The sequence below is a fragment of the Alteromonas sp. MTD1 genome (assembly GCF_042848195.1).
Taxonomy (GTDB): Bacteria; Pseudomonadota; Gammaproteobacteria; order Enterobacterales; family Alteromonadaceae; genus Alteromonas.
The window spans coordinates 151,146-176,594 of record NZ_BTGG01000004.1 but is presented as its reverse complement, the minus strand read 5'-3'; the positions used below and the strand labels follow the sequence as shown (position 1 = coordinate 176,594).

The window sequence follows — 25,449 nt, the reverse complement described above, 5'->3', positions numbered from 1 at the left end:
TATTGTTGTGAATAGCCTATGCGAGTTTCAGACCAAAACTACATTAGCTTTTTATTTCAATGATTTGATTCAAAAATTGGATTGTATACACACAAGAGCACAAAGAGTGTGTGGCAAAAAAGTGACAGTTATTTGCAACACTTTCTTTTAAGAGAATTCTTCAACACTGTATTGCGCCTTTAAGGCTAGAAGCTGGTCTAAAGGAATGGGCTTACTGAACATAAAACCTTGTACACTATCGCAACCATGAAGTTTCAAGTAATCCCATTGTTCGAGGTTTTCGATACCTTCTGCACACACCGAAAGCGATAATCGTTTTGCCAAGTCAATAATAGCCCCCGTTACAAGACGACTTCTTTCAGAGGTTTGTATTTCAGTAACAAACTGACGGTCAACTTTTAGGGTGTCTATATTAATTTGCGTTAGATAGCTTAGTGAAGAGTAACCAGTGCCAAAGTCGTCCAGCGCAATAGCACACCCCATATTACCAATACGTCTAAAGAATTTGTTAGATAAAGCGAAGTTTTCGAGGTAAGCACTTTCGGTCACTTCAAACTCTATATTTTCGGGGTTAATACCGTTTACGCTAAAAGTATTGTAAATAAAGTCGAACAGATGAGCATTACGAAGGTCGTGACCAGATAAGTTAATCGACACTCTAAAAGTGCTTGATGATGCCCAGTGCTTGATAGTTGGAATATCTAAGCAAACACGCTGTATTACCCATTGTGTAATAGCGGTAATTTTTCCGCCCTGCTCTGCAATCGGGATAAACTCGTTGGGCATAACTAATCCAAATTCAGGGTGTTGCCAGCGAATAAGTGCTTCAGCCCCAATTATGTACCCGTTGTTATTGACTTTAACTTGGTAATGAACCACAAATTCATCGTTATTTATGCCGCTTTCAATACCATTGGCAAGGTGTAACTTACGTTTGTGTGATTCCACCATGTCCGGTGTAAATAAGGTGAAACTACCTCGCCCTCTCGCCTTTGAACGATACATAGCAAGGTCAGCATTACTCATTAACTCGCTTAAGTCATAGTTTGCATCAGTAGCATTTGCTATGCCCACACTAAGGCCAACGGTTAATGACAAACCACGTAATTCAAAAGGCTCATCAAACGCAGTAATAAGACGTGTAGCAAGGCTTTCTGCTGCCGCTGTCGATACATCCCTATCGGGAAGCACTAGGAACTCGTCGCCACCCAAACGGGCAAATAAGTCACCATCTCTTAGCAATTGCTGCACGCGGTCTGCCACTTCGATTAAAATCAAATCGCCCGTTTCGTGCCCTAACGAATCGTTGATACCTTTGAACCCGTCTAGGTCAAAAAACAGCAGCATAATGTCTTCATCATTACGCTTTGCTCTTGCCAACTCCAAGCGCAAATTATCTAATACAAACTGTCTATTTGGTAAGCCAGTCAAACTGTCAAAATTAGCAAGCCGCGCCATGGTTTCTTGTTGATCAACCAGCGTTTGCTTCTGCTCAAAGTTTATCAGCAGCTCTACTTCAATAGTATCGAGCAAACTGTTGATGTTGTTTGACAAGCGACCTATTTCGTTACCTGAAACGATTGAACTTCTTAACGAATAATCTTTTGATTCGAAAACACTTTGTGTGAATTTTTTTAGCGTTGTTAGTGGTGTAATTAAAAGGTGAATACAAAGCATGCAGATAGCGACGCACAATATCCAAACCACAATAATTACAGGCACTTGATTGAGCAGGGTTTTCTTTGAACCTTGCGTTAATGCACCGTCTACATCAACGTAAATAACTACGTGGCCCAGCGGATACAGGCTACTCCCAATCAATTGGTGCGCTACCATAGCATTGCCGTAATGTGTTACGCCAAATGGAACGCTTTGCGGCTTACTTGGTATATCGGAGAGTACTTCAGGATTGATATTCGCTTGCTCAACAGAAGACAGGGCGCGATAGTTATTATCGTAAAAAGTAGCCGATAATATATTGGGGTTGCCTCTTAAAGACTGAAACACCTTGTTATGGAGTGTTTTATTGCCTGGGCTTTGCTCCATCACCACCGCAAGTTGACGGGCAAGTTCGTCGCTTAATGCTGAAGTGTTCTTTAAAAGAATGTCTTCAATGGCGTTATTGTGTTCAACTTTTGTAACTACTGCTACCGAAATAGCAAGCACCGACATAGACAGCGCGATAACCACACCAATTGGTACTTTTAACGTTTTAAACACACGTACACCTTTAACTATTGCTACTCAATACAAAGCCAAACAAACTAATTTATTAGATACACTAGCTTTGTTTACTGCCAATGAGGTGCCCAATAGTAAGATACTGTTAGCAAAAACTAAAATAAAATTTAGTCATAGTGTTTTGGTTATTAAATGAATAAAACGCTTAGTTTCCCTCAACCACTGCAAGTTTTGCTTTAATGAACTGACTGTGTGGCACATAAAGCAATTCGGCGATTTGACGAATAGTGCTTTCTTCTAACGGTGCCAAGCTTTTGTCAGCATAGGCAATTGCCCATAAGCTTCTAATAATATCGTTGCGTTCTTGTGCACTACAGTGCTGATTAACAACTTGTGTAAACTGAACAAGGTCAACAGCGTCTTCTGCTGTATCCTGGCCCTTCCTTAACAACAACGACATAGCTTCTTCATCGAGCTTTACGTGCTTTTGGAGCTGTTTCTTGTATTCGTCTCGTTCTTCGTCAGTCACTTCATTGTCAGCGCTTACTATTTCACTGAGTAAAGCTGCTGTCGCTAACTCTAGGGTGTAAGAAGGAGAAGACGCTGTCTTCGTTTCAAAGAGATTAAGAAATGATTTAAGCACTATGAACTACCGTTAAAATGAAAGAGTCTTGTTATATGTTGTACTGTTGACAAGCAAAATACGTTTATTCAACACTCACAAGCGTTAAGCAAAACCGGCGTAGTCAGTATTGAGCAAACAGGTGATTTTGCTTCCCCCTTTGTCAAACCATACTTTTTCACATAAAGCATGCAAAAGCGGGATCCCTCTTCCGTAAGAGGCTTCCGAGTTAGCCAGAGATGCATTTTTCCAATTAAAACCCTCTCCGCTGTCTTCAACACTCAGTAGCACTTTACTTTCTTGCGGTACCGATTCTACACGCACAATAATACGCCCGGTCTCAAGCGCATTTAAACTTTTTTCTCGTGCTTCATAATAAGCATGAAACCCGTTCTCTTCCGATTTCAATTTAGAGTCGAGTGCTAAGATGCCATGCTCAAGTGCATTATTAAATAATTCAGAAAGTACCGTATACATGATTGAGCGAACGCCTTTAACGCCCTCACATTGTCCTGCCAGCTGGAGAACACGTTGCAGTATATCAGGTTGTTTTAAGTGCTCGGCAACTAGTGCCACTTCATGAACCGATGGTAGACCAACTGCACTTTTCGAGGGCTCCGTCAACGTAATGGGCTTTGCCGTAAAAATGACTAAGGTCACGTCATCTTCAAACTCATCGTTGGCTGCGAAGGTTTCAACACGCTGTTTTAAAGACGATGTTGATACCCCCCCTGTTTCTTGTAGCTCCGACTTGACCAAATTTGCAAAACCTTCCTCAAGCAGCATGTCATTATTTGCGTTAGTCCTTTCTATTAAACCGTCACTGTAAATAATAAGCTGTTCACCAGCGTCTAATTGAATTGAATCGTAATCGGTATTAAGTTCGTGGTCTTCAAGTATACCTAATGCCATATGCCGTGATGGGAGCTGGCGAAAAGACGTGTTGTTGCTTGACGGAATAAAGATAGATGGCATTCCGCCTTGCCAAACATTTACTCTATTTCCTCTTGCGTTTATCTCGCCCACTACAGCAGCCATAAACATATCATTAGGCAGGAATTGCAAAAGAATAGTGTTTAGTTCAGCAACGATTTCACTTACTGATACGCCTTGCTGAGTAAGTTCTTGAAACGCCCGGGTAACTGGCAGCGCACCAATAGCCGATGCCAAGCCATGACCGGTAAAGTCGCCCACAATAAAATAAATGCCACCACTTGGGCTTGCTTCACAAAGAAATAAATCGCCATTGAATGTTTCAGCAGGGTTCAAACAATAGTCAAAATGAGACAGTACGTCACTACTGTTAACAATGGCGTGACTGAATATATGCTCGACGATGGCGTGTTCCCGCGCTACTCGCTGATTGAACAGTCGAAGCGTTTGATTTTGCTGTTCAACATGTAAACTTAATGCACGTATCTTTAAATGCGCGCGGATTTTTGCGGTAAGAATATGTTTATCGAAGGGTTTGGTGACGAAATCATTTCCCCCCACTTCTAAACACTGTACTAAGCTGTCCTTATCTTCCAAAGCCGTAATAAAAAGGATGGGAAGATAAGGACCATGGGTTAATGCGCGAATTTGTGGGGCAACATCGTAGCCAGATAACCCTGGCATCACCACGTCAAGCAGCACTAAATCGGGTTTATGCTGCTTGAAAAGTTCCATCGCCTCTTCGCCGTCTTTCGCTTCTACGCAGTCTTTATAGCCTGCGTTGAACAACATATTAGACAGCAGCGAACGATTAATAAATTCGTCATCAACAATCAGTATTTTCAAGAGCTTTCTCTAGTGTGATTTACTTGATTTCAAACTTTTTATCGAACCGCGAAATTTTCAATATTTTTGCCACCTGAGGTCTTGCGTTTTCAATACTGTATGAGAGCTTTCGCTCGTTCAGCGATTTTTGCATGTTTAGTAGCATTCCCAGTGCAGAACTGTCCATATACTCGGTTCTAGATAGTTCGACCGTTATGTGTGTTGTTTCCTCTTTTAGCTCGGCGTAGGCATTGCGAAATTCTTCTACTTTACTGAAATCGAACTTATTGCCTACGTCAATAACCAATATTTCGCCTTGGCTGCGATAGCTAGACGTTATATCCATATGCGCTCCTTGGAAAATCTCGCGTTAAATGCTTCATCAGATGCTGTTAATTTTGCTATTCTTTATACTAGTTGAAGATAATAGCAATGTCACAAAAGCCGTCTTAAACTTTTGAATGTGACAAGAGTAAAAATTGCTTTGTGATAAAGTACTGAGTTTTTGGGTACTTAGTTTTGGGGGTAAATTCTATGCAAGACTGGCAAGACGCTCTTTTGGTTTACAGTACCGAAAGCGGCAAAGTTAAGCCCGAACCAAAGAAAGAAGTACGTTCAACGTCCAGTGATGGCGTTGTGCGAATACACAGAGAGACGAAGGGACGAAAAGGAAAAGGCGTCTCGTTAGTTAAAGGACTAGACTTAGATGCTGCAGCGTTGAAGACGCTGGGATCTGAACTAAAGAAAAAATGTGGTTGTGGTGGCGCCGTTAAAGATGGCGTGATTGAAGTTCAAACTGACGATAGAGAGAAACTAAGCACCCTACTACAAGCGAAAGGTTACAAGGTAAAACTTGCCGGCGGTTGATTAAGTCAACTACCTCTTTTTCACAAACGTATAACAAAAAGAGTCTGAAATGGAAAAGCTGTCAATTTCTGATTTACATATTATTCTGGTGGAGCCTTCTGATACACAGAGGAAGATTATCACCACGCTACTGCTTCAAGAGAACGTTAAGGAAATTGACCCTGTCAGTACCCTAGCTGAAGCTCGCTCTGCGGTAAAAGCGCATGGCGCCGACCTTATAGTAAGTGCCATGTATTATGAAGATGGTACTGCACTTGAGCTGTTGAAATTCATCAAAGAAGACGAGAATTTCAAAACCATACCGTTTATGTTGGTTTCAAGTGAAAACCGCATGAGCAAGCTCGAGGAATTTAAGCAAGCAGGCGTGGCGGCTATTCTTCCCAAGCCGTTTGAGCCGTTGCACCTGTCTCGAGCGTTAAACGCAAGTCTTGATCTAATCAACCACGACGAACTGGAGCTTGAGCTTTTCGATGTTCACGACGTTCGCGTTTTGCTTGTTGACGACAGTAAGCTTGCCAGAAACCATATTCGACGCGTTCTGGAAGGTATGGGGCTTAAACGTATCAAAGAAGCAGAAAATGGTGCAATGGCGCTTACGTTTATTAAAGAAGAGTCTTTTGATTTGGTAGTAACGGATTACAACATGCCTGAAATGGATGGCCGTGAGCTTTCTGAGTTTATTCGCTTTAATCCAGAAACAACGCATATACCTATTATAATGGTAACGTCTGAATCGGCAGATAGCGCGCATATGTCAAACATTCAACAAACGGGTGTTAACGCACTATGCGACAAGCCTTTCGAGCCAAATGAAGTGCGACAAATGCTGTCGGCACTACTTGGAAACTAACGTTTCTCAGGTTGAAAGAGCGTATCGTTGACCCGCTACTACATGAGCGACGATATCAATTATATAAACGCGTGCTTCACAGTGTGAATGCACGCTTTTTTTTTGCTTTGTTTAATGACACGCGAGCATGATTTCTTCGCACTCAAGCCTCATTTTATTACACACAGAATGCGCATAATTAATTTCTAAAAACTTAGCAACCCCCAGACATTAAAAAAGCCACCCAACAATGTAAAAATTGATTGACACACTACAAACTTCCGCATACAGTCGAAGTATGAAAAAAATTACATCACATGCAGCCATTTTCTTTTTTGCGTTTACGTCCTTTAATTAGGGAGGCGCAGTAGCATGCATGAAAAAACCTCCCTCCAGGGAGGTTTTTTTTTAACTTGAACATGCACAAATATAGCCAACACTTACTATTACTTATATAAAGCTTGAACACGGGAACATTATGTCAGACAACGCCTTAGATACGGTAAGAGCGAGGATAACAATGCTCGACACTGAACTACTTACTTTACTTTCGGAGCGCAGACAGCTTACTAACGAAGTTGCAGAGACGAAAATTAAGCACCATATTCCCGTTAGAGATCAAAAGCGTGAAGAACAACTGTTAGTGCGCTTGATAAAAGAAGGCCAACGCATAGGTCTTGATCCTCATTACGTTACGCAAATTTTTCACGTCATCATTGAAGATTCGGTGCTTAATCAGCAGGCAATGTTAGCCGAGCGCGCTAACCCTGGCAGCTCACTTCCATTGAACCGAGTAGCATTTCTTGGTGATAAGGGTTCGTACTCTTATTTGGCAACACAAAAGTATTTCTCTCGTCGCCCGGGGGAGCTTTTGGAAATCGGTTGCCAAAGTTTTGCTGAAATTATTCATAAAGTAGAAAACGCTGAAGCCGACTATGCTGTTTTACCAATCGAAAACACCACGTCTGGCAGCATTAATGAGGTTTACGACCAACTTCAGCATACACAATTAAGTATTATAGGCGAGCTAACCCACCCTATTCGCCATACTTTGCTGGTGGGCACCGACACCAGTATTGATAAAATCAAAACGCTGTACGCACACCCGCAAGTGTTCACCCAGTGCAGTCACTTCTTAGCCGAGCTTGGCAATGTAGAGGTGAAAACGATGGACAGCACATCTAGCGCCATGTTGACGGTAAGTGAACTACAGCGCGACGACGTAGCTGCTATTGGTAGTGAAGCGGGCGGTAACCTTTATGGGCTAATGGCCATAAAAAGTAACTTGGCGAACCAAAAAGAGAACCACAGCCGCTTTATTGTGGTTGCTAGAAAACCAGTAGTCGTTCCTCTACAAGTACCAGCAAAAACTACGTTGGTCATGTCTACTATTCAAAAACCTGGGGCTTTAGTTGAGGCGTTGTTAGTATTGAAAGATAACAATATCAACATGACCAAGCTTGAATCTCGCCCTATTCCGGGCAACCAATGGGAAGAGATGTTCTACATAGATGTTGAGGGTAATGTGGAAGATGGCCCTATGCAGAATGCGCTAGATGCACTACGTAATATTACCCGTTATGTGAAAGTGCTTGGGTGCTACCCCAGCGAAGAAATTAGCCCTACTAAAGTTGCCGCGGCAAGTGCCCTAACAACATAGGTAAGGCACTGCACACTCCGCTATTTACAATGACAGAACAGCGGCAGCATTACTTTCAACTGCCGCTATTGCTGGAGCACGCCGATAAACACTCACTTTGTTACGGCCATTGCGTTTACTTTCGTAAAGCGCTTCATCGGCATTCGCGTACAACGACGCAAACTGCGGGTTGGAAGTAAGTGTAGATGCGATACCGAAACTCGCGCTGATATTAAATACATGGCCACTCGAGGCAGTATTAATCTCGCTAATTTTTTTGCGCATTGCATTAGCAATTTCAAACGCCCTTCTCTCTGGGCAGCCAGGTAGCAACAGTCCAAACTCTTCACCACCAAGGCGACCAAGGATGTCCTCTCTGCGAATATTCGGCTTAACACTGTCGATAACCGCTTTAAGTACCCAATCACCCACGGGATGACCATAAGTGTCGTTCACTGATTTAAAGTGGTCGAGATCGAAAATTACAAAGGTTAACGGTTCGTTTGTGTCCTTTGCCTGCTTTAACGCTTTAAGCGCAAGCTCGGTAAAGTAATGTCGGTTTGAAATTTTAGTTAACGAATCGGTTTGCGCTTTCTCTCGAAGCGCAATATGCAGTTTGCGGTTAATAATGCCCCACATCAAAACAAGAATAGTGGTTGAGGCTAAAAGCGTAATTAATAGCAAATGGTTCTGCTTTTCTTCGCTTGATAAATCGGCTTGCGCTTTAAGTAAGCTGTTCTCTTTGTCGAGGAGCTGAATTTCTATATTTTTTTCTAAGCTATCGAACTTCGCTTGCTGAATAGCCATCTGTTTAATGTTGTGTTCATCTAAATAGGCTTTATCTGCTTCCGCGTATTGAATGTAAGCATTCAATGCTTCGCTACTATTACCCTCGGCTTTCGCGGCTTCAAAAAGCACATAGTAGGCCGACTTCATTGGTCTAGAATGCCCCATGCCTTTTGCCAGTTCCGCACCTTTCAGCGCACTGTCGCGAGCATTATTAAAATAACGGTTTGCTAAATACACTTGCGCTAGCGTTGTATAGTATTCAGCGGTCAACCTTGGGTAGTTAATACCCTCTACATCCGCCTGAATGGCAATTAGGTCGTCTAACGCTTGCGCCGCTTGCTGCGAGTCACCAAGCATTAACTGTGCTTTCCACAACTTAGATAAATTTAGCGGTATTGGCTCTTTACTGTCGGTACAAATATCAATGGCAGTTTGTAGCGTTTCAAGATCTAACCTTCCGGTGTAATGTAATGACTCACTTCTTAAGTTGTGAGCCATGCAGCGGTTACGTGAAGAAAGGTTGCTATTTACTACACGGTTTGTGTAAACCAAGCTTTGTTCAAAATCTTCCAACTGATTGTAAAAAAGCGCGATGGTGAGAATGGCGAGGTTTTTATCCGTCTCGTTAGCACGGGATAGCAAAGGCACCATATCCGGAATTTGCTGAAGCGCTTTGGGAAAGTCTCTCACTAAAGCGTAGTTATTAAGAATAGAGTTCTTTGCCCTAAGTTTGAGCGAATAGTCTAACGAACTTGCAAACACCCCTTCATATAGGGGGATAGCATCTAGTAATTTACCCGCGTAAGACAGACTATAAGCGTTTAAGTAATTGAAGTACTGGGTTTGCTCTGGTGAAAATTTGCTAGCGTCAGGCGACAGCGCATCTAACGCGTCTCGAAACGCATTGACGTTTTGGCTTCTTAGTTCGTCAGCCACTTTAAGCTTGTCGTCAAACTCATCAGCCATTACTGCTAGTACGAAAAAGGGGCTAATTAATGCCCCTATTAAAAACTGTTTCAACATTAGTACGTTACTGCATGTTATTAATGTACAGTTACCTGATTATCTTTGTCGTCTTCAGGCGTTTCATCTGGCTGCTCGCCATTTTCATCTTCAGGCATTAATAAACACCACATCTTTTCTTTTTGTTGATGAAGTTCATCGGCGTGGTCGGTTTTAAATTGTGCAATTACGTCTGTATTGCGTTGCTTCGACGCGTCTTGAGCGATAGCGAGGAGTTCTTTTAGCGCTTTCATAGTTTTTTGTTCTTCTTATTAGAATATAAGTTATTGGAAGATTTAGGTTTTAGACTATCAGGTAATTACAAAGATGTTAATGACTTCTCAAGAACTTTTATTAATCTGTACAAAAACGCTAATAACCTTTCAAGTGATAGTAAAAAAAACGGCTATCTGCTTTTTTTGGTTCAACAAATGTGCTTTCTTCAAATCCCAATTTGGTTACTAGCCTTTTCGTTGCGAGGTGTTTTTTATCGAAGGTTGCTGTTATTGCAGTCAATCCCAAAGTGCTAAGACCAAAATGTGCTAATGCTCCCATAGCTTCGACAGCTACGCCCCGCCCGTTAGCTTCTCGTCGCAAGATTATACCTATCTCAGCCTCATTTATACCTGCTTCTTTACGCAACATTTGAATACCGCAAAACGTATTAGAGTCTGCAGAGGTAATTGCCCATACTTTTTGTACAGGCCAAGGTTTCTGGTTGTTTTTTAAAAACTGTGACACTACCGCGCTGCTTTTCGCTTCTGATAACGGATTACCAATAAGTCGCATGATCTTACTGTCTTGATAAAGTGCTGCTGTCACAAATGAATGATTACTATCAAGTAATGTATTGTTAAATCGCGGCGTAGAAAACGACATCGTGCCCTTCATTATTGATAACACTCGTCAACAACTAAAGGCGTTTGTGGCGGCACAACAAGCGTTGAGTGTTGGTGTATTTCTTGTTCGTGCAAGGTAGCCAGTGTTACCTTTGAAGCTCTGAACGATTCGATAGGCAGGGTTGCCGCTTCATAAATAATAACAGTGTGACTGGCGTCATAATGTTGAAGTAGCTTTTCGGTAAGACGGCTGCGCTGTTGCTTTGTTGATGTGAAAACGGCAGTAGAAAAATCACCGGCAACACCTACTTGCCAAAGCACAAGATACCCCGACGTATCGATTACCCGTTTATAGCGTAGAAATTGATTCGCTTCGTAATGCTGACAACCGAACTGACCGGGGTCGATATTTAAGTCTGCATAAAGGCAAGCTTCAGCTGAGATCCCTGGCAACATGTAGGCTTCAAAGCCTAACTCTCGTGCTTCAATAATGGCTTGATGCGGTACTTTTGCAAACACACCCGGGTGGCCATAAAAAGCTCCCACTACTTTCTTTCCTTGCTTTACTTGCTCAAGCATAGCATCGCACATTTGCTGATAGGTATGCCGCCTATCCTTGCCCTCGTCATATAGGGGCTGTAAATTTATGGCGTTCACGTTCAGCGACATGATCCAAGCTTCCATGTAATGCTCTGCCACACAAACAAATACAATATCGGCTTGTTCTATATGGCTTTGGCATAGTGGCGACATATGCGCACCAACCATCATTCCTGTGCCTACGCACACTAAACTACCTACCTGTGATGGTTGTTCCATTGAGTTTTCCTTTTACTTAGCACTTGTCTGTTTTTTCAAGCAACTTGTTACTACATCAGCTACTTATTTGAGTGATGAGAAAAAGCACTTTTAACTGAGTTTACTGTACTGGCAAGCGTTACCTTTTCAGCAAACGTTATCACTCCGTTCGCCTTTTTATCATTCTCGCTCTCATGGCTCTCTTTCTTATCACTACCTCCATAGCCAACATTTCCTTTGCTTCTGTCGAAAATTGTGTAGTACTGCGATATTAACGGTAGCCCTAGAATGCATTGATTCGGCCAATGCTTTAAAGGGAAGATTTTAAAGGAAGCGCTATTGAACTCGGGAGCGTGTATTTGCCAATAAGCCTCGGGAGGTAAGGTTAACACCACATCTTCCCCATTTTCACCTTCAAGAAAAAACTCAATAGTCGGCCAGTTTGATAGTGTTAAAGATGCTAGCGGAATGCCCTTTTCTTGGCTTGAGAATGCGCTAAAGGGCTCAAGAATTGATGATAAATCGCTAATATATTTTTCGAGGCTTTCAACCACTTTGTTGTACAAAGAAACGGGCAACCCTATTACCGTCGCCCCAGTATCGACAATAGCGTTGGAACACCAGCGAGTAACGTCTTTTTCAGCAAGCACAGGGGCACTGTGAACATCTCTTTCACCCACTTTAACTGACAGCAAGTTTACGTTGTAAAACTTATCATGCAATACTTTCGCTGACAGCATTGGTTCACGATATAGATCGCGGTGCATCACAGGCTCGCCCATTACAAAAAGCCCGTGATTTTGCCAGTGGGCTAACGCTTTGGTTCTGCAGCATCCATTGTCGTAATAAATACTTGAGCGGTGCAGCCAAAACGCAAACTTATCCGAAACCACGCCCTGCTTTTCAAGTGACGTAAAAAAACTGGGTAACGTGACCGCCTTCGTTTGCTTATATGCAGGGTTGTCGTTTGCGCCTGACATAATGTATTGATATACGTCTTTCTTGGGTGTTTGTGTCTCGGCCGCTTCAAATAAATAATGCGCGTAATTTAAGGGGCGATACGCCAGTCCTAAAATGCCATCAGCATGCTTAAAACACTCGAACTTCCCCGTGTCTGCAATAGCCGTGTAGGCGTCAGGCAGAGTAACACTATGACCGAACATGCCAAGACTAACCTGGGTTTTAATTACCGGCCCGTGCCAGCTACCTACGCCGTAATTAATAGATTGGGTGTAATAGGTGAAATCAGCATGATTGTCGCTTTCAAGGCGATAACAGGCGTGATTAACCGCAAGCGTTGAACTACCAGTATCTAAAATGAGGTGAACGGCGTACTGATGCGTACCCACATGTGCTCTCACACAGTAGCCACCATCAGCCAGCGTATTGGTTAACGCCAGTCTAATTGAATGCGCCATAATGAACTACTTATCTCGCAGCAATTGGCCGTCGTCTGCTTTTAAAAGCAGTTGTTTGCTGTCTACAAGGCACTTTTTCGCGTAATCGCCAAACCAGCCGCCCACTTTCATAAACTGCTCAACAAATCCCTTTTTATCGCCACTTTCAAGTAACGACAGCGCTAGGCCGAAGCGCTCATAAAAACGTCGTAGTAAGGCAAAATTATTAGGGTTATTGAAGATAATATCTGCATAAAGCTGCGGAGACTGTGCGAACAAACGCCCTACCATTGCAAGCTCTAGGCGATAGATAGGCGAACTGAACATGGTTAACGATTCTAAATCTGGGTTTTCGCCTTTTAAATGCTGACCATACACGAAGGTATTGAAATGTCGCATAACCTGAATATAGGCCATAGCTTCATCATGTTCTTTTGCCGACGAGTCGTGAATGGTTGCTCCCCAAATACGCATCTGCTCAATAAGCCATGCATATTTTTCGCTGCCTCGGCCTTCACACACCACCACAACTTGCTTAATCATGCCCGGAGCATCAGGGCCAAACATAGGGTGCAGCCCTACTACGGGTCCATTATGAACCGCAAGCATCGCTTCAAGTGGCTTGGCCTTAATACTGGTGATATCCGCTAACACGCAGTTTTCGGGCAACATGGTAAGTTTGGCTATAACCGATTCGGTTAAGTTAATTGGCACAGAAACAATAACCAGTGACGCTGTTCGAAGCACTGACTCTGCGTACCCGTTTTCCCAATCGTCTCGTTCAACCACAGACACGTTGTAGTTACTACGTTCAAACAAGCTGACAAAAACGCGTCCTAACGCACCTGCACCACCAATTACAACAACATTGTCGATTTCCGGTCTAACACAACGATACTTGTTATTTTGAGTGTGATACGACTCTCGCATTACCCTGCGAAGTAAATCTTCGGTAAGATCGGGAGACACGCCAAGGGCATCAGCCTGTTGGCGTCTTGAAGCAATTAACGCTTTTTCGCGCTCAGGTACATAAACTGGCATACCAGCTTCAGCTTTTATCTGGCCTACTTGAGCGGTTATTTTGTTGCGTTTGGCAAGTATGTCGACAAGCTGGGTGTCCAGCTCGTCAATACCTTCACGCAGCTCTTCTAATTCTTTTAAATGCTGCGAAGAATCAGTCATTTTCTCTTGTTCCTTGAATCAAATGACTCGGGGCGTTTTAGTTAATTAGCGTTATATTTAGCTTTATCGTTAACTATGCCACCGTGCGTTTGTTTTGACGTAAGGGTAACACAGTTATTAACTTATCTCTGGTTTGAGCAATCAAATTTTCTGTTGTTTCCCAGTCAATACAACCATCGGTAATAGACACACCGTATTCTAGGTCTTCCGGTTTTTTGCCATCAGACTTCTGATTGCCAGGCTTAAGATGGCTTTCCAGCATTAGGCCAATAATTGATTGATTACCCTCTAAAATTTGGTTTACCACATTTTGCGCAACCAGTGGCTGACGGCGATAGTCTTTTGACGAATTGGCATGACTGCAATCTACCACCAATCCAGCGGTTAAGCCCGCTTGTTCTAGTTCAATCTCACATTCAGACACACAAACCGAATCGTAATTTGGCTGCTTTCCGCCACGCAAAATAATATGCCCATCAGGGTTACCGCTTGTACCGATAATGCTTACTTGTCCTTGCTTGTTAATACCCATAAATCGGTGACTTGAAGCCGCAGATTTAAGTGCATTGATGGCAATATCTAAGCTTCCGTCTGTACCATTTTTAAAACCAACCGGCATAGACAGACCACTTGCCATTTCACGGTGTGTTTGTGATTCAGAAGTACGTGCACCAATTGCAGCCCAGCTGAAAAGTTCAGCAAGATACTGCGGGCTAATAGGGTCTAGCGCTTCAGTCGCTACCGGTAATTCTAATTCTGCAAGCCAGATTAGTAGCTCTCGAGCTTTTCTAAGCCCTGCTTCAATATCGAAGCTTCCGTCGATATGAGGGTCGTTAATTAAGCCTTTCCAACCTGTGGTTGTGCGCGGCTTTTCAAAATAAACACGCATCACGATAAATAGCGTGTCTTTGCAAGATTCGTGGAGTTCTTTAAGTTTAAGCGCGTATTCTTTTGCAGCTTTAACATCGTGAATTGAACATGGGCCGCACACTACTAGCATGCGATGGTCGCGGCGATGAATAATATCAGACACAATTTTGCGCGACGCTGAAATAGCTTCTAGCGCTTTGTCTGATACGGGAAGTTCAGCGCTCAACGCTTCCGGCGTGATGAGTACGTCTTCTGTACTGACGTGAACGTTATTGACAGTGTCCTTGATCATGAGGGCTCTCTTAACTTAAAAATTGAAGAAGAAAACGTTAAAAGAGTTTGCAATCTGCATGTAAACCTTATTGTACAACCAGCTTTTTCTATATTTCTTTAACGTCATTGACTTTTTAACAACTCACGAATGACAACGCAAGTATAAACACATAATACTTTAATCTAGAATAGATTCGAAGCGATGGAGCATGACGTATTGGCAATAAAAGGGTAATGAAGAATAAAATTTAACCAGAAGTGAGGTTTATTAAGGTTCGCTTTTATTCTTTACAATATGCCGTGCTTGCAAGCCTTTTTCATAAGCGTCAGCCATCAGAACATTACCTGCCATAGCGCTCGCTAAAACAGAGATCACAAATAGCATCTCTCTTGCATTCTCAATCCCCCCAACAAGCCACCACATTATAAACATCGGCGTGGTTAAACCAAGTTGGGTGAAGATAAACGTTAAGTACAATTTTTTCATTGGAATAGTTCCTTCAAAAGGAAAGCAAGCCATCCCTATTAGAAACCACCATTAAAAGCCGAGCCGAGAAGGTAAACGCCAGCACCTAATGCAGCTACATGTAGGAAAGCACCATTTACTTCATCCAGCTCATCTTGTGTTAATTCAATTAAATCCATAACTATATCCATTAGTAAAAAGATTATCTTCATTTACATCGTTAAAGCCCTGTGTAATTACTCTCAACCAATCCTGAGAGTAATGACAAGTTACTAAAATTTGTCGATTTGAATAACTGTCCGACTGGCTGTATTGCACCGTATCGATGTTGTATTTTGCTTCAAGTATTCTTTTCATTTTTAGTATTGAAATGAGGTAAATTGGTTAAGCAATTACTTTTTTTGCCGATAGTCAATTCATAACAAGTAAAACGTACCTAACTGATGAAAAAACAATTCCTCATGGAAAACAGCCCTTGGATTTCAAGAGTGGCTGAAAAATATGCTCGAGAAACTGTTATAAACGATGAGCTTTTAAACCGTTTAATCTGTGGAGCAATCAAGGAAGCACTTAATTTTTACATAACATTTTTAGACGTTGATATAGACACATTCGACTTTCATCAACTGGGTTCAAAATATAAACGCCACTATTTAGAAGCAAAAGAAATTGGTTTGTTCGAGCAAGGTGGTGTGAGAGAAAAGGACCATTTGAACTTTTGGTGTTTAAGCCAAGTTTTAAATCCAAGTTGTTATATAGAATCTGGTGTTTTCATAGGTAGCTCTTTACATGCTTTTTTAGACAACATTGCTCTTAAAAAAGTAATCGCGATAGACCCTGACCTGTCAAAACTGAAGCTTTCTATTTCAAACAACAGTAAATTTGAACTTGTAGGTGATAAAGACTTCTCTGAGTTAAAAATAGACGGAGTACCACAAAATACACTAGTTTATTTCGACGATCATATTGATTCAGCTAATCGTATAATTAGCGCAAAAAAGTTAGGTATAAAATATCTAATCTTTGATGACTCAACAGGGTTACAAGGTATAACCCAAAGGCTATACCCTGCACTTCCAACTGTACCAATGATAATGAAACATGATCTGTACCAAATAGGTGATGAAATTAGCTGGTCGTTCAATCATCCCAAAATAGGGATTAGTAGGCAGTTAGTTACGATTTCTAAAGAGCTCTTAGAACAGTGTGCTTTGGCAAAGCGCTTAATTAAAGGGGTTCAGAAACTTCCTGACCTTGGCGACCACATACCGCTTAAAAATCCAACTCCAATGAACGATATGACAAAGTACATATTAGAACTGTACTAGGCTAAAAAACGCAGACACAAAAAAGCCCGCTTGATGCGGGCTTTTTCGAAGTTAACAATAACGCAAGGATTAGTAATCTTAGTTAAGCTTCTCTTTGATACGTGCAGATTTACCTGAACGCTCACGTAGATAGTAAAGCTTAGCACGACGAACCGCACCGCGACGTTTCACTTCAATTGAAGAAACTGCCGGGCTGTGTGTCTGGAACACACGCTCAACGCCTTCGCCGCTAGAAATTTTACGCACGGTAAAAGACGAGTGCAGACCACGGTTACGTTTAGCGATAACAACACCTTCATAAGCCTGAAGACGCTCTTTGTCACCTTCGGTAACGCGAACTTTAACAACTACTGTGTCACCTGGACCAAACGCAGGAACATCAGTTTTTAGCTGTGCTTCTTCGATTTTTTTGATGATATCTTGACTGACTTTGCTCATCATATCCTCTCGTCCTAGTTAACTGTCATCTTGCTGCAGTTGCGCTTGGAATAATTCAAGCAAACGCTGCTGCTCCTCAGTCAGAGCTAGGTGATTTAACAATTCAGGGCGACGCTGCCAGGTTCTACCTAATGATTGCATCAATCGCCACTGCCTAATTTTTTCATGGTCCCCACTTAACAACACATCAGGTACCTTTTGACCATCGAGTATTTCGGGCCGCGTATAGTGCGGACAATCCAAAAGACCGTCAGTGAAGGAATCTTCAACTGCTGAGGCTTTGTGCCCCAACACACCGGGAACTAAACGAGCAACCGCGTCCATAAGGACCATTGCTGGCAGCTCACCGCCGCTTAATACGTAATCACCAATAGAGACTTCTTCATCTACATGGCTTTCGATTACTCGCTCGTCGATGCCTTCATATCGACCACAAATTAAAATTGTGCGGTCAATGTTAGCAAGGCGTTGTACGCCTGCTTGGTCAAGGGGTTTCCCTTGTGGTGATAAGTAGATCACCTTACTTTTTTCGCCACCTACTTTCTTGGCGGCTTGTATTGCGTCGGTAAGCGGTTTTACCATCATCAGCATACCGGGTCCGCCTCCGTAGGGGCGGTCGTCTACTGTACGATGGCGATCATGAGTAAAGTCGCGGGGGTTGAATGTATCAACCGTTACTGTTCCTGACTTAACTGCCCTGCTAATTACACCTTGTTGGGTGAATGGGCCGAACATATCTGGAAACAGGCTAACAACACCAAACCACTTTTCCGGTGTCACTTAAAACCCCGGGTCCCAGTCAACTTCAATGACCTTCGCTTCCTTATTTACCTCTTGTACGACATCGTCGAACACAAAAGGTATAAGTCTTTCTTTTTGACCGAAAGCGTCGCCTACATTCGCTTTAACGTGAATCACGTCGTTAGCACCTGTATTAAACACTTCTTTCACCACACCTAAGTCGTAACCTTGCGTTGTTACCACTTTCATGCCGGTGAGCTCACGCCAATAAACACCTTCATCACCTAAATCAGGCAGCTGTGAAGCATTTATGTTGATATCCAAGTTTTTAATGCGTTCTGCATCATCTCGGTTCTCAACGCCCACAATTTTTGCAACTAGGCTTTTACCGTGCGGTCGCCACTGGTCAATTTGGTATTCTTTTTCTTCGCCAATAAACCATGGCGCATACTCAAAAATGCCTTCTGGTGTTTCTGTATAGCTGTTGATTTTGACCCAACCTTTAACACCATACGGTGCGCCAATTTTGCCAACAATCAATTTGTCAGACGCTAGACTCATCTATACCACCAGTTAATAACAGCTTACGCTGCAGATTTTTTAGCTTCTTTTACCAAGCTAGAAACGCGATCTGATAAGCTCGCGCCTACGCCAACCCAGTATTCAACACGCTCTAGGTCGATGCGAAGGCGTTCCGCTTGACCTTGTGCAGTTGGGTTGAAGAAACCGATGTTTTCAATGAAACGACCGTTTCTTGCACGACGGCTATCAGCCACCACTAGTTGATAAAATGGACGCTTTTTCGCGCCACCACGCTGTAAACGAATAGTAACCATAAATGCCTCAAACTCGTTGTAGCGTTACCGTTAACTTAAGCCTTCGTTTGACGACTAAAAATTAGACACCAATTAGAAGGCCGCCGAATTATACGGATACACTGGTAAATTGCAAGTTTTATATGTGTTGTAATAACATAGAGAGCGCGCTAAGCTTCTGTTTCACTCAGCGCATTCTTTAGTGGATTAAAAAAAATAGAAGTGCTATGCCGCGATTTCAGTTTCCGCGCCCATTGAAATTGTTATTTTTGTACCAACGCCTACTTTAGAAGATATCTCAAATTGCCCCCCCATATTTCGCATCAGGGCCTCAGCAATAGATAGCCCCAATCCTGAACCATCTAGATTTGAGAATCGCTGATAGGGTTGAGTACATTTAGCGATTTGCTCGGCAGTCATTCCCGCACCGCTGTCCTCGACAACCATCGATATACGCCCGTAGTCAGAAAGTTCAGTTCTAATCGTTACTGAACCATTTTCGACATTGTACTTTATGCCATTTTCAATCAGGTTGATCAGCACTTGGCGAATACCTCGAGGTTCCGCATATATTTCTACGTCACCCATTAAAGCAAGTTCCAGCGTAACTTGTTTTTTGTCAGCTAAAGGCTGAACCAAAGCAACTACCTCGGTAATTAGCTTGTTAACAGAAATTTTTCTGAAGTTTTGCTCATCAACCGTATCAACAAGCGATGAAGTGCTAAGGGAATACTCCACCACATCTCGCATTAAAGAAGCTGATTGATACAGAGAGTCAATCAACGTTTTATTTTTTATGTCATCAATGACTTCAAAGCGTCTGCGTAATATTTCGGAGAGCCCCAACAAACCATGAAGAGGTGTTTTAAGTTCGTGAAAAAGCTTCGCCATCATCTCATTTCGAAGGTTATTTTCAGATATCGCTTTTTCTCTCGCTGCAATTAGAGAGTTCTTTATGCGAGTTGCTTCTGTGATATCAATAAATTCATAGATGACCAAACGCATAAAACTGTCTTTGATTCGGCCAATATCGAAATATTCAAAGAGTAAGCCTTGGCGTACTTTAACGTCCCTTATGCCGTTGGTAACGGTATTAATAGTAATAGGTTTATCACTGCCAGCACTTGTTTCCCAGTCGATGCCAATTGACGCAGAGAAGTCAGTAAATGAAGCACCTAGAAAGTCAGAGTGGCTTATATTAAACGATTCGGCTGTTACGTTATTTATAGCCACAACAGAATTGGAGGCAGTAGCCCCCTGCTCAATACCAATAGCAATACCCGATGTTATACTGTCGATAACGTCAGTCGCTACAGACCGTAAATTTTCTTTCTTTTTCAGCGCTCGACGCATTCCACTTCTCAGTAATATCGCGAGCTCTGCGTTATCAACCTCCAAAAATGCTTTCACACTCGAAAAGGTACTTTCTATCGCGCTTTTATGTTGTTCACTCCAGGGTGCAGAACACCCTTCAACGTTTTCAATCCACTTTTCGAAACTTTTTCTGGGAGTGTAGCGCAATACCTCCCCTTCACTGATTGAATAATTCCTGGGATCACCGCCCCAAGCCACTGTCTGATCGAGCCCCTTTCGAAAAATAATGATAGCGCAGAAAGGCGCTTTACTGATTATGCAAATAGCCATTCCAGCAACATTGTTTGAAAGAGTAAAATCAAAAGGAGACATCTCGCAAAAGTGATTTCCCACATCGAAATTGGACGACAAGTTCTCCCGAATTTTTACTAGGTCTTCTTGAGATGGCACCAGCCCTATACTGGAAACTTCACTACCAATAAATAACGAAATACCTTGGCCACCAGATATTTTATGCAGCGCTACATCTGACAATATTAACGTTTGAAAAGGCTCTACCTCCTCTTCTAATCTCTGCATCAATCGATTAACCGCATTTTGACTGCGCGTGACTAGCATTTCCCTTTGAGATGATATTGCCCAGCTAAACGCAGCGCTTATATCAATGCTAAGCTTCTGAAAAAAAACAAACTCATGTATATCAACGAGCCGCTTTTCGGAGAAGTGAAGCGACAACAAGCCCCAAAGTTTATTTTCTACAATGATGGCGCAAGAAAGCGTGCTTGCAGACCCCATATTGTTTAAATATTCAACGTGGAAAGGGGAAACGCTGCGAGAAAGACAATGAGACAAGTCAATATCTGTTTCCTCGACGTCTTTAGCTTCAACAATGAGCGGTGTAGGCGTTTTCACATTAAATAGGTGGCGAGTTTTCAATTCTAAATAAAGTGTTCTAGCTACTTTAGGAATATCGGTTGGTGGGTAGCGTAGCCCAAGGAAACTTTCAGTGTCTGCACCAATGCGTTCACTTATGACTTCACCTGACCAGTCTTCGTGAAACTGATACACCATCACTCGCTCGGCATTTATACTTTTTGACACAAACTGACAGACTTGTTCCGCGCACTTCCAAACATTGGGGATGTTTAGTTCTGCTAACTCGTTGTTATATGTATTGTGTGAAAATGATGAAGCGGTCTTACTGTCGCTTAATTCTAAAAATGTATAGCCTTGGTTTTCGTGTCGAAGCCAAATATTGCCATCCGCTTCTTCGACTACCTCATGAGGGCCGCCTACCACCCGTTCGCCTGCTAAATGCAATACAGAGGTTGCTCGCTTTTTGATTCCAATGCTTACACCCTCAGAGAAAGCTACGAGCTCATTGCCCTTAAAAACAAGAATGTACATACCATATTGGAATGCACCTGTTTTCCTTAAGTTTTCTTGCTCACACGGTTCAAACTCTTTCGCATATTTCAAATTGCTTACGGTCATTACACACTTCCTTTTGCATCCTCGTTATTAAAGTAAATGACGTACCTTTCTCTCAAAGAAATCAAAATCAACAGGCTTGGTAAAAACATCTACAAAGCCTGCGTCAAGTAACGCTTCTATCTCTGCAGGCGCTGATTTCGCGGTAAATGCAACTATGGGGCAAGAAAAATGCGATTTAAGCTTAGGTAATAATGATACCGAATTTCCATCGGGTAGCATGATATCGAGCACTAGCAAATCGGCGGAATTGCTGGCAGCTGACCCGGTAAATGTATCTAGCTCTTCAAGAGTGGAAAATCGCGTTAGTTTGGTCACGCCAATTAGTTCAAACATAGCCTCCGCCACTTGGTAATTGACGTCATTGTCCTCTAAATAATAGACCTGCTTATCCATAACCCGAACCTGTTTGTTTTTTAAGCAATATAGATTACGTTGAGTCAAAGATAAAGGTCAAAAAATATTTTTAGCGTTTTGATAATACATAAATAAAACCTTATGTTTTAGACCTATTTAACCAAAACGACTTTCTATTTACGCTAAATGATGTAGATTTATTTTAGGGCTTTGAATGTTTAAACTTTAAGCCCTTATGGAATTAAAAAATGCTTCTTCTCTTTAAGGGAAACACTCCCACTTGTTATAGGTAATTAAGCCTATTTAGAAGTACAAGGTATTTAAAAAAGGAATGTATAAATGAAAATATCTTCGGCTTTGTTTGCCACCGCTCTCCTCCCGCTAGTTGCATGCACGTCAGTGGTAGACGTCATCGACCAACAAACTGATGTTCAATCAGATCAATCTCGCATCGATTTCTTCGCCAATCGCGGTGAGGCATTTGATAACCAGCGTGAATTCGTCACTCTTATGTGTTTTAACAACAGGCCTGATGGGGCGTTAGTCGTAAGGGATGTTCAGCAAGGTGAGCACGTACTGTTTGTTCGCGCTAGCGTAATTAATAATGATTTACCCATTGGCAACAAACGAGAAGCAATTGTTCGCTTAAACGTGAATTTAGAGGGCGGTAAACGGTATTCGCTAAATCAGGTACGCGATAATCACGATATGAAAGTATGGCTTGAAGAATATAAATCGGGAAAACCGGTTTCTGAAATTGTTAGCACGCGTGTGGAGTACCCTGAATTTGTAGGCGACTTGCGCCTTGAACAATGCCGAGAAGGCACGGTTTAGCGTTCGACACCTAAACTCATAGCAAATGGCGTAAACAAATTCGTTTTTTGTGCACACCATGCTGAAAGTCAATCAGATAAGGAATAATCAGATGAAACTTAAAACACTTTTGTGTATGGCCGCTACAGTCCCGCTTTTTGCCTGTACTTCCGTTGTAGATGTTGTAAATGACCAAGCCACTATCCAACCAGACGAGGCACGTGTCGACTTTTACGTTCAGCGAACCGATCGCGAACGAGACTTTGTCCATTTGATGTGTGAAAACCACCGTCCGAACTCGGAAATAGAGGTGCTTGATATACAAGCAGGTGAACACGTACTTTATGTAAAATCCAGCGTGATCAACTCGAACCTACTATTCAAAAACGTGCGAGAAGCTGTAGTGCGCTTTGATGTAAACTTAGAGGGTGGTAAACGCTATATGCTCAATCAGACACGTGAGGGAGATAGCGTTGAGTTATGGCTTCAGGAAGCAGACTCAGGACTTATCGTATCAAATAAAGTATCAACAACAGTAAACCTTGCCAGTGCGGTGGGTAATTTAAGAAGGAAACAATGCCAAGAAGGTACAGTATAGCTTCTACAGTCCTTTTCGCAGCGTTATACCATTTGCATAATTTGGGTAACGCTGCCTGCCTTAAATCCCCTTTACGTAATCGTAAACTTTAATCATTCGCAGCCAATTGTCCGTATACTAGAACCACATTCTCGTGTGAGCTAATGCTGTAACTTTGACAAGCTGGCACGCGTAGTTAATTGCTCATAAGAGGCCGCAGTGAATAAAGCAGTACAGGCAGTGTCGACCAAACAGGTGATGAAATGGATTTTAGCGCACCTTTTAAACTATAAAACCAAGGTGCTTGGTGCGATCATCGCATTGTTCGTTGCAGCACTAGCATGGCTATTGCTAGGCCAAGGCATTAAATACGCCATCGACAATGGTTTTATAGAAAAAGCCTCGCAAACACTCAACAATGCAATGGTACTAGTGTTAGCTATCACGTTTGTGGCCTGTTTGGCCACCTATGCACGTTTTTATTTAATGACATGGCTGGGCGAGCGTGTCAGTGCCGATATTCGAAATCAGGTTTACTCACACTTACTGTCTCTTACGCCATCGTTTTTTGCAGAGTTACGCACTGGCGAGGTCATTTCTCGTTTTACCAGCGACACAACCATTATCCAAACTGTGGTGGGCATGAGTTTGTCGATGACCCTCCGCTCTATCGTTACGTTTGTTGGCGCACTTGCGCTCATGATGTTTTCAAGCCCCCTATTGACGTTTTGCGTCATTGTCGCTGTACCTGCAGTACTCATACCGATAAAGGTACTTGCGCCACAAGTTCGTAGATTTGCCAAGGAAAGCCAAGATAAGGTGGCCGATTTAGGCGCTCGAATTGACGAAAGCCTACACGAGATCATGACAGTGCAGGCCTACACGGCAGAAGAGAGTGAGCGTATGCACTTTTCGAAAAAAGTGGAAAGTGCCATGAAGGCTGCAGAAAGACGTATTCACTATCGTTCATCACTAATCGGCTGCATTATGTGTATTAGTATGTCCGCCATCATATTTATCGCTTGGGTTGGTGCAAGACAAGTGCTTTCAGGAAGCATGACAGTAGGTGAACTGTCGGCCTTTTTGTTTTACGCGGTAATGGCCGGCGGAAGTGTTGCCACCATCAGTGAAGTTATTGGCGAAGTGCAGCGAGGCGTTGGTGCAAGTGAGAGGTTATACGAGTTACTCAACGCCCGTTCGGCTATCGATTCACCTTCAATCAACACGGAAGTAAACGCTCTGCAGGTGCTGCCCAATGCTCCACGTATCGATATTTCAAAGGTTAACTTTGGATACTCTGACGACAAGCTACTCTTCGACAACTTAAATATCGTGATTAACGCCGGAGAAAGACTTGCTTTAGTTGGACCTAGTGGTGCCGGGAAAACAACGCTCTTTCAACTTCTTCTTCGATTTTACGATCCACAAGAAGGCACTATTTACTTTGACGGTAAGCCTATTAATACGCTTTCTCTTGCCTACCTTCGCCAACATATCGCAGTAGTTACACAAGAGCCCGTAGTGTTTGCCAATACGGTTATGGAAAACATTCGCTATGGCAAACCAGAAGCGAGTGATGAGGATGTTATTAATGCAGCAAAGCAGGCATTTGCGCACGAGTTTATTGATAAATTAGACGAGCGATACCAGACACAGCTTGGTGAACGCGGCATAAAACTTTCTGGAGGGCAAAAGCAGCGTATTGCCATTGCAAGAGCGATATTGGCGGACCGCCCCATTTTGTTACTTGATGAAGCCACCAGTGCACTTGACGCCATGAGTGAACGTATGGTTCAGCAAGCCATCGACAGACTGATGATAGGCAAAACAAGTATTGTAATTGCACACAGACTTGCCACCGTTCAGCACGCTGACCGCATTATTGTGATGGATAACGGTCAGGTTGTTGGTAGTGGTACCCATAATGAGTTGATGAAAAGCGACACCCTGTATAGGGAATACGCTGAACTGCAACTACTTAGCTGAACCACATGCGATGCTACGCGGTATTAAAGACATTCCTAAATATGTCTGTTTTATAAGCAACACACATAACAAAATAT

The 25,449-nt window shown here is 42.6% G+C and carries 25 protein-coding genes; 7 read left to right on the top strand and 18 right to left on the bottom strand.

The window, feature by feature from the left end; genetic code table 11:
* Positions 1–147: 147 nt before the first annotated feature.
* The 4 genes from ACGHAV_RS06835 to ACGHAV_RS06820 form a co-directional block, all read right to left on the bottom strand.
* Positions 148–2,220 (bottom strand): EAL domain-containing protein, encoded by a 2,073-nt coding sequence (locus ACGHAV_RS06835; protein ID WP_390378221.1) that lies wholly within the window; start codon positions 2,218–2,220, stop codon positions 148–150.
* Between the two features lie 166 nt (positions 2,221–2,386).
* Positions 2,387–2,824, bottom strand: a complete 438-nt coding sequence (locus ACGHAV_RS06830; RefSeq protein ID WP_390378218.1) for a TerB family tellurite resistance protein — start codon at positions 2,822–2,824, stop codon at positions 2,387–2,389.
* An 84-nt stretch (positions 2,825–2,908) separates the two neighbouring features.
* Positions 2,909–4,582, bottom strand: a complete 1,674-nt coding sequence (locus ACGHAV_RS06825) for a SpoIIE family protein phosphatase (RefSeq protein ID WP_390378215.1) — start codon at positions 4,580–4,582, stop codon at positions 2,909–2,911.
* A 19-nt stretch (positions 4,583–4,601) separates the two neighbouring features.
* Positions 4,602–4,907, bottom strand: coding sequence for an STAS domain-containing protein (locus ACGHAV_RS06820; protein WP_390378212.1), 306 nt, complete (start codon positions 4,905–4,907; stop codon positions 4,602–4,604).
* Between the two features lie 188 nt (positions 4,908–5,095).
* Between ACGHAV_RS06820 and yciH the strand changes: the two genes are divergently transcribed.
* The 3 genes from yciH (at position 5,096) to pheA (ending at position 7,917) form a co-directional block, all read left to right on the top strand.
* Positions 5,096–5,428: a stress response translation initiation inhibitor YciH gene (gene yciH / locus ACGHAV_RS06815; protein WP_334013067.1), complete on the top strand. Its 333-nt coding sequence runs from the start codon at positions 5,096–5,098 to the stop codon at positions 5,426–5,428.
* Between the two features lie 49 nt (positions 5,429–5,477).
* A complete protein-coding gene (locus tag ACGHAV_RS06810) occupies positions 5,478–6,278 on the top strand; it encodes a response regulator (protein ID WP_390378209.1) in 801 nt (266 codons plus the stop codon).
* A 457-nt stretch (positions 6,279–6,735) separates the two neighbouring features.
* Positions 6,736–7,917, top strand: a complete 1,182-nt coding sequence (gene pheA, locus ACGHAV_RS06805; protein ID WP_390378206.1) for a prephenate dehydratase — start codon at positions 6,736–6,738, stop codon at positions 7,915–7,917.
* Between the two features lie 24 nt (positions 7,918–7,941).
* Here the strand turns inward: pheA and ACGHAV_RS06800 are convergent, their stop codons facing one another.
* The 8 genes from ACGHAV_RS06800 to ACGHAV_RS06765 all read right to left on the bottom strand — a co-directional run bounded on the left by ACGHAV_RS06800 (position 7,942) and on the right by ACGHAV_RS06765 (position 15,533).
* Complete coding sequence (locus tag ACGHAV_RS06800; protein ID WP_390378203.1) at positions 7,942–9,708, bottom strand: diguanylate cyclase; 1,767 nt, start codon at positions 9,706–9,708, stop codon at positions 7,942–7,944.
* A 20-nt stretch (positions 9,709–9,728) separates the two neighbouring features.
* Positions 9,729–9,941 (bottom strand): hypothetical protein, encoded by a 213-nt coding sequence (locus ACGHAV_RS06795; RefSeq protein WP_390378200.1) that lies wholly within the window; start codon positions 9,939–9,941, stop codon positions 9,729–9,731.
* Positions 9,942–10,059: 118 nt separating this feature from the next.
* Complete coding sequence (locus tag ACGHAV_RS06790; RefSeq protein ID WP_390378197.1) at positions 10,060–10,509, bottom strand: GNAT family N-acetyltransferase; 450 nt, start codon at positions 10,507–10,509, stop codon at positions 10,060–10,062.
* A 68-nt stretch (positions 10,510–10,577) separates the two neighbouring features.
* Positions 10,578–11,345: an SAM-dependent methyltransferase gene (locus ACGHAV_RS06785; protein WP_390378194.1), complete on the bottom strand. Its 768-nt coding sequence runs from the start codon at positions 11,343–11,345 to the stop codon at positions 10,578–10,580.
* 59 nt (positions 11,346–11,404) lie between these two features.
* Entirely contained in the window at positions 11,405–12,742 is a 1,338-nt protein-coding gene (locus tag ACGHAV_RS06780; protein ID WP_390378191.1) for a pepsin-like aspartic protease, read from the bottom strand.
* 6 nt (positions 12,743–12,748) lie between these two features.
* Entirely contained in the window at positions 12,749–13,903 is a 1,155-nt protein-coding gene (tyrA, locus tag ACGHAV_RS06775) for a bifunctional chorismate mutase/prephenate dehydrogenase (protein WP_390378188.1), read from the bottom strand.
* A 73-nt stretch (positions 13,904–13,976) separates the two neighbouring features.
* Positions 13,977–15,065 carry a 3-deoxy-7-phosphoheptulonate synthase gene (locus ACGHAV_RS06770; protein WP_390378185.1) on the bottom strand — a complete coding sequence of 363 codons (1,089 nt, stop codon included), beginning with the start codon at positions 15,063–15,065 and terminating at the stop codon, positions 13,977–13,979.
* Positions 15,066–15,314: 249 nt separating this feature from the next.
* Positions 15,315–15,533: a hypothetical protein gene (locus ACGHAV_RS06765; RefSeq protein ID WP_390378182.1), complete on the bottom strand. Its 219-nt coding sequence runs from the start codon at positions 15,531–15,533 to the stop codon at positions 15,315–15,317.
* Between the two features lie 422 nt (positions 15,534–15,955).
* Between ACGHAV_RS06765 and ACGHAV_RS06760 the strand changes: the two genes are divergently transcribed.
* On the top strand, positions 15,956–16,840 hold the full coding sequence (locus tag ACGHAV_RS06760) for a hypothetical protein (protein WP_390378179.1): 885 nt from the start codon (positions 15,956–15,958) through the stop codon (positions 16,838–16,840).
* Positions 16,841–16,918: 78 nt separating this feature from the next.
* Here ACGHAV_RS06760 and rplS read toward each other — a convergent pair whose 3' ends face one another.
* The 6 genes from rplS to ACGHAV_RS06730 all read right to left on the bottom strand — a co-directional run bounded on the left by rplS (position 16,919) and on the right by ACGHAV_RS06730 (position 22,035).
* Positions 16,919–17,278 (bottom strand): 50S ribosomal protein L19, encoded by a 360-nt coding sequence (gene rplS / locus ACGHAV_RS06755; RefSeq protein ID WP_024015986.1) that lies wholly within the window; start codon positions 17,276–17,278, stop codon positions 16,919–16,921.
* 18 nt (positions 17,279–17,296) lie between these two features.
* Positions 17,297–18,058 (bottom strand): tRNA (guanosine(37)-N1)-methyltransferase TrmD, encoded by a 762-nt coding sequence (trmD, locus tag ACGHAV_RS06750; RefSeq protein WP_390378176.1) that lies wholly within the window; start codon positions 18,056–18,058, stop codon positions 17,297–17,299.
* Positions 18,059–18,580: a ribosome maturation factor RimM gene (gene rimM, locus ACGHAV_RS06745; protein ID WP_390378173.1), complete on the bottom strand. Its 522-nt coding sequence runs from the start codon at positions 18,578–18,580 to the stop codon at positions 18,059–18,061.
* A gap of 23 nt (positions 18,581–18,603) precedes the next feature.
* Entirely contained in the window at positions 18,604–18,855 is a 252-nt protein-coding gene (gene rpsP / locus ACGHAV_RS06740) for a 30S ribosomal protein S16 (RefSeq protein ID WP_131095552.1), read from the bottom strand.
* Between the two features lie 204 nt (positions 18,856–19,059).
* Positions 19,060–21,642, bottom strand: coding sequence for an ATP-binding protein (locus tag ACGHAV_RS06735; protein WP_390378169.1), 2,583 nt, complete (start codon positions 21,640–21,642; stop codon positions 19,060–19,062).
* A 27-nt stretch (positions 21,643–21,669) separates the two neighbouring features.
* On the bottom strand, positions 21,670–22,035 hold the full coding sequence (locus ACGHAV_RS06730; protein ID WP_390378166.1) for a response regulator: 366 nt from the start codon (positions 22,033–22,035) through the stop codon (positions 21,670–21,672).
* 300 nt (positions 22,036–22,335) lie between these two features.
* Between ACGHAV_RS06730 and ACGHAV_RS06725 the strand changes: the two genes are divergently transcribed.
* From ACGHAV_RS06725 to ACGHAV_RS06715, 3 genes are all read left to right on the top strand, one after another.
* Positions 22,336–22,830: a hypothetical protein gene (locus ACGHAV_RS06725; protein WP_390378163.1), complete on the top strand. Its 495-nt coding sequence runs from the start codon at positions 22,336–22,338 to the stop codon at positions 22,828–22,830.
* A 91-nt stretch (positions 22,831–22,921) separates the two neighbouring features.
* Entirely contained in the window at positions 22,922–23,407 is a 486-nt protein-coding gene (locus ACGHAV_RS06720) for a hypothetical protein (RefSeq protein WP_390378160.1), read from the top strand.
* Between the two features lie 237 nt (positions 23,408–23,644).
* Positions 23,645–25,372 carry an ABC transporter transmembrane domain-containing protein gene (locus tag ACGHAV_RS06715; RefSeq protein WP_390378633.1) on the top strand — a complete coding sequence of 576 codons (1,728 nt, stop codon included), beginning with the start codon at positions 23,645–23,647 and terminating at the stop codon, positions 25,370–25,372.
* Positions 25,373–25,449 lie beyond the last annotated feature (77 nt).